The sequence below is a fragment of the Bradyrhizobium sp. P2_E8 genome (assembly GCF_056403875.1).
Genome location: NZ_JBFUES010000586.1, coordinates 1 through 4,779, shown reverse-complemented (window position 1 = coordinate 4,779; position 4,779 = coordinate 1). Strand labels below are relative to the sequence as shown.

The window sequence follows — 4,779 nt, the reverse complement described above, 5'->3', positions numbered from 1 at the left end:
GTGCATTGCCTGCCGCCTTCTCGTTTTCATCGAGTGTCGCACGGCCGCAACAGCAAAACCGAAGGGAACCCGCTAAAGTTAGGCCCGTCATTCCTGTGGGCTGGAATTTGCAATGAATCGCACGTTGATCTGCCTCGCCGCGCTGATCTGCACCGCGGCCGCTGCGCATGCTGCCGACTTGCCCGTGAAAGCGCCGAGCGCTGTCGTCACACCACCTCTCAGTTGGACCGGCTTTTATGCGGGCGCCCAGGGTGGCTATGAATGGAGCCGCGACCGCACCACCGAGTTTGCCCTCGGCGGCCCGCCGACCGGCTTCAGCCAGGATTTCAGGCCGAGCGGCGGCTTTGGCGGCGTGCATGTCGGCTACAATCATCAGTTTGACCGGCTGGTGCTCGGCATCGAGGGCGATGTGGATGTCGGCCGGGTCAGTGACGTTGTATCCCCTGGCTTCGGGCTGGTGTTCAGCGCTCGCAAGGATTGGGAAGCCTCGGTTCGCGGGCGGCTCGGCTTTTCACCGACGGAGCGCCTGCTGCTGTATGTCACAGGCGGTGTCGCGTTCACCGAGCTGAAGTACCACTGGAATGCGGATGATCCCGTGGCAATCCCGTCCGTGGACGCCAATATTGCGAAGACCGGATGGACCGTGGGCGCCGGTGGCGAGGCGGCGCTGACCGATCGCGTCACGGCACGGCTGGAATATCGCTACAGCGATTTCGGCACCACGCGCTTTGATTGGCCCGCTGTCCTCGGATCTTACGAGCAGCATCCGCGCTTTCAGTCCGTGCGCGGCGGCGTGAGCGTCAGGTTCTAGCCAGCCGCGCGGCCGGTACGATATTCGTCACGCGGAATTCGACGCCGTCGGCTGGCTGCCGCCGCCGGAGCGGGGGATGGCGGCATGCCGCCAGTGCAGTGCTCAGGCTGCGAAAATGGTGTATCCGCAGGGAGCGCGGCCGCGGCCGAACCTCAGCGCTCGGGCCGCCGCGCCAAGATCCAGTTCCCCGGAGGAAATCGACATGTCGGCCCTGCCGCTCTCAGGCATCAAGATCCTTGACCTCACCCGCGTGCTGGCTGGGCCCCTGTCGGCCCAGATGCTGGGCGATCTCGGCGCGGAGGTGATCAAGATCGAGCGGCCGGGCACCGGCGACGACGCGCGCGCCTTCGGCCCGCCTTATCTGACCGACCCCGACGGCAAGGCGAACAACAACAACTCGTTTTACCTCTGCGCCAACCGCAACAAGAAGTCGGTCACGGTCAACATCGCCAAGCCCGAGGGGCAGGCGATCATCCGCGAGCTCGCCAAGGACGTCGACGTCTTCATGGAGAACTACAAGGTCGGCGATCTCAAGCGCTACGGCCTCGACTACGAGACCATCAAGGCAATCAACCCCGGCATCATCTATTGCTCGGTGACCGGCTTCGGCCAGACCGGACCTTACGCGCCGCGCGCCGGTTATGACGCCATCCTGCAGGCGATGGGCGGCCTGATGAGCGTCACCGGCCATATCGACGGCGAGCCGGGCGAGGGCCCGATGAAGGTCGGCCCGTCGATCGTCGACTACATGACCGGCATGAATTCCTCGATCGGCATTCTCTCGGCGCTCTATCATCGCGACGCCAATGGCGGCGTCGGACAGCATCTCGACGTCTGCCTGCTCGACACCGTGATTGCCTCGCTCAGCCACTGGCTCCAGATCTACCTCGTCAACGGCAAGACGCCGCCGCGCCGCGGCACCTGGGGCAATGGTGGCATGCCGGCCGGCGTGTTCCGCTGCACCGACGGCGAACTGATGCTGGTGGTCGGCAATGACGGCCAGTTCCAGCGTACCTGCGCCGTGCTCGGCGCGCCCGAGCTCGCCAGCGACAAGCGCTTCATCAAGAACAACGACCGCGTCGTGCACGGCAAGGAGATCATGGCGATCTTCGCCGGCCTGTTCCTGAAGCAGCCGGTGGCCTACTGGCTGGACAAGCTGGAGGAGGCCGGCGTGCCGTCAGGTCCGATCAACAATTTCGAGCAGGTGTTTTCGGATCCTCACGTCCAGTCGCGTGGCATGCGGGTGAAGACCGAGCATAAGTTCGAGCCGGAGCTGTCGCTGATCCGCAACGCGCTGACCTTCTCGGAGACCCCGATCGAGAATTACCGCGCCCCGCCGCTGCTCGGCGAGCACACCCAGGAGGTGCTCGGCGGCAAGCTCGGCTATGATGCGGGGAAGATCGAGACGCTGAAGCAGCAGGGTATCATCTGACCTTTTTCCTTCTCGGCCTCTCCCCGCGTGCGAGGAGAGGCCGGAACTCAAGCGGGGGCGGGGGCGCAGCTGCTCTGCGTGCTGGCAACGACCAATGCCGAGCTGGTCGCGCATGCGGGCATCCTGAAGAGCCTGGGTGGGAGCGTCGCGACTGCGAATGAGGCGCGCGCGATGCTCGGCCTTGCCTGAGGCTTGCGCGCAATCCCCAGATAAACCCGGTCCGTACTCACACAGGCTTCCGCTTCGCGCCCGACTCTGATTCGATCTCCCTGCGAGTTCCGGGAGGGAAGTGCATGTCCTATACGATCGGGTTTCAGTCCAAGAACCAGAAATCAGTTCTGGCGACCGAGGCGGCAACCGCCAATCAGGCCGTCGCCATCATTGCCGCGCTGCGGCAAAGCGCCGACGAAATCAAGTTCATCCGCTCGCCGCAGGAAGGCGAAATGGGTATCGAGATGCTGCTGCTGCTCGCCAAGGAAGAGGCCGAGGAGATGCCGCAGCGGAGCTGATCCCGACGGCCACACTTCGATCAGAAGCGAAACATGCCGGCCGCAACATAATGTAGCAAGGCACCAGTCTCGCGCGAACCGAAGGTGGCCGCCATGAAACGCGAAGCGCTCCGCGTCGAACCGATCTCGTCCTATCTCGACCGCTGGAAGGCGCCGACCTCGCCGGTGACGCGCGCCGGCAACATGATCTTCGTCGCCGGTCTGCCGCCATTCGATCCCGCCACGGGCGAGCTCGCGGAGATGCCGATCGAGCGGCAGAGCGAGATCATCATGGACCAGATGAGGCTGTGCCTGGAAACCGCGGGCGCGGGCCTCGACAACGTCATGAAGTGCAACGTCTACTGCACCTCGACGAAGCACTTCGCCGCGTTCAACGCGGTCTATGCCCGCTATTTCCCGGTCGATCCGCCAGCGCGGATCTTCGTCTGCACGCCGGAATGGTTCGGCCCCTTCGACGTCGAGATCGACTGCATCGCGATGATGTGAGGTCGGCGATCGACGCGAGAGCCGTTGGCCGCTCACCACGCCGGTCTTGCCGCCGCGCGAATGTCGGAAGGCGTGGCGCCGAAGTGGCGGCGGAAGGCGCGGTTGAAATAGGAGACGTCGCCGAACCCGCTTTCGTGCGCGATCTGGGTGATGTTGAGTTGAGCGTGGCGCCGGTCGATCAGCATGCGCCGTGCTTTCGCCAGCCGCTCGGCCAGCACGTAGGCGGAGAATGACGAGCCGCTCAGTTCGAACAGCTTTCTCACGTAGCGCGGCGAGATGCCGTGGCGCGCGGCGATCATCTCGGTCGATAGATCGCTGCGGCTGAGCGCGTGGAGAATGTCCGATTTGATGCTGGCAAGCCGCGCCGCCGTGGCACTGCGCTGCCGCGCGAACTCGGCGTGGTCGCCACTCGCGCCGAGTGTGAGCGCCGCGAGATCGAGGATATGGTTGGCCACGGGTTGCATCAGCGCCGGCTCGCCGAGGGCGTCGTCGTTGCGGACGACGTCGACATAGCGGGTCAGGAGATTCAGGGCTGCACTGTTGGGCGGAATGCTGCCGAAGGAGGCCGCATAGTTCGGGGCCAATGCGGCCAGGGCCGGCTGCTCAAATGCTAGCCTGATGAAGTTGCCCTCCGTGAGTAGCGTGGTCGTTGAAGGTGCCTGCATCGTGAGCGCCACGGCACCGCCGACACCGCCGATCAATTCCTGGCCGAACTGGGTGAACGAAGCAGCGCCGCTGCGCAGCAGGGCGATCACCACAACGTTCCCGGCGCGCGACGCCATCTCTTTCGAGAGGCGATAATGCGCTGGCGAATGTGAGCCGGCCGCGATGCTGATATTGGGCAACAGGTTGAAGGTCACGTTCGCATGGAAGGGCGCGTCGCCGAGCGGCTCCATATCGGCATTGGTCACGCTGCGCCCGAAGATCTCGCGCCACCTGTCGATTCGCTTCTCTTCGGGAAAGTCACGGGTAGATATCTGCGCTCGAAATGATCCGGTATCCTGCATCTGTCCCCTGCGAAATGGTGGCCACCACCTCCTTAAGACGCAGGCTCTCGCCAGCGCGTTCAATTCGATCCGCCCGTGGCTGCTGGACAACCGGTACAGCGTGCGACCGTTCGGCGGAACCTGTTCCGCATGGTCCTCCCGGCGTTCCGTCTGAGACAATCGCGGTCCGTAGGATGGTGGTGCAAGTGTCACAACCGGCCGAGAAACCACCGCTGTGCCGTATGGGCCGATGTCCCGTTCCGGCTGCGCCAAGACAGTTGCGCCTCGTCAGGCCAGTTTGCAAGCGACGGCTGCTTCGGCCGCAAGACTTGGGAATGACGGATGACATCGACGAATGGCGCGGCGCGGATGACGACTATGAACTTGCCGGTATCCCGGGCGAAGGCGCGCCCCGAACGATCATTGACGCTGGCCGCGCCATTCGTGCTGTCGCTGACCACGGTGGTTGCGATGCCGGCGGGGCCGGCGGTTGCCGCGTGCGTCCAATCCGGCAGCACCGTCACCTGTAGCGGTGCGACCAATACCGGCTTCGGC

The 4,779-nt window shown here is 64.5% G+C and carries 7 protein-coding genes; 6 read left to right on the top strand and 1 reads right to left on the bottom strand.

The annotated features are described in order from the left end of the window. Window positions 1–124: 124 nt before the first annotated feature. The 5 genes from AC1D00_RS27155 to AC1D00_RS27135 all read left to right on the top strand — a co-directional run bounded on the left by AC1D00_RS27155 (window position 125) and on the right by AC1D00_RS27135 (window position 3,238). Window positions 125–811, top strand: coding sequence for an outer membrane protein (locus AC1D00_RS27155; protein WP_477012778.1), 687 nt, complete (start codon window positions 125–127; stop codon window positions 809–811). Between the two features lie 202 nt (window positions 812–1,013). Continuing rightward, window positions 1,014–2,243 (top strand): CaiB/BaiF CoA transferase family protein, encoded by a 1,230-nt coding sequence (locus tag AC1D00_RS27150; protein ID WP_135178054.1) that lies wholly within the window; start codon window positions 1,014–1,016, stop codon window positions 2,241–2,243. 78 nt (window positions 2,244–2,321) lie between these two features. Further along, window positions 2,322–2,432, top strand: a complete 111-nt coding sequence (locus AC1D00_RS27145; protein WP_477012777.1) for a 3-keto-5-aminohexanoate cleavage protein — start codon at window positions 2,322–2,324, stop codon at window positions 2,430–2,432. A 104-nt stretch (window positions 2,433–2,536) separates the two neighbouring features. Continuing rightward, window positions 2,537–2,752: a hypothetical protein gene (locus tag AC1D00_RS27140; RefSeq protein WP_404557291.1), complete on the top strand. Its 216-nt coding sequence runs from the start codon at window positions 2,537–2,539 to the stop codon at window positions 2,750–2,752. A gap of 93 nt (window positions 2,753–2,845) precedes the next feature. Then, window positions 2,846–3,238: a RidA family protein gene (locus AC1D00_RS27135; RefSeq protein ID WP_477012776.1), complete on the top strand. Its 393-nt coding sequence runs from the start codon at window positions 2,846–2,848 to the stop codon at window positions 3,236–3,238. A gap of 32 nt (window positions 3,239–3,270) precedes the next feature. Here the strand turns inward: AC1D00_RS27135 and AC1D00_RS27130 are convergent, their stop codons facing one another. Further along, window positions 3,271–4,497, bottom strand: coding sequence for an AraC family transcriptional regulator (locus AC1D00_RS27130; RefSeq protein WP_477012775.1), 1,227 nt, complete (start codon window positions 4,495–4,497; stop codon window positions 3,271–3,273). A 69-nt stretch (window positions 4,498–4,566) separates the two neighbouring features. Here AC1D00_RS27130 and AC1D00_RS27125 point away from each other — a divergent pair. After that, the coding region (locus tag AC1D00_RS27125; protein ID WP_477012774.1) for a hypothetical protein at window positions 4,567–4,779 on the top strand (213 nt) is incomplete at its 3' end.

Coding starts and splice junctions, on each gene's coding strand:
- AC1D00_RS27140 (WP_404557291.1), top strand. CDS start 2,537: ATGTCCTATACGATCGGGTTTCAGTCCAAGAACCAGAAATCAGTTCTG.
- AC1D00_RS27150 (WP_135178054.1), top strand. CDS start 1,014: ATGTCGGCCCTGCCGCTCTCAGGCATCAAGATCCTTGACCTCACCCGC.
- AC1D00_RS27135 (WP_477012776.1), top strand. CDS start 2,846: ATGAAACGCGAAGCGCTCCGCGTCGAACCGATCTCGTCCTATCTCGAC.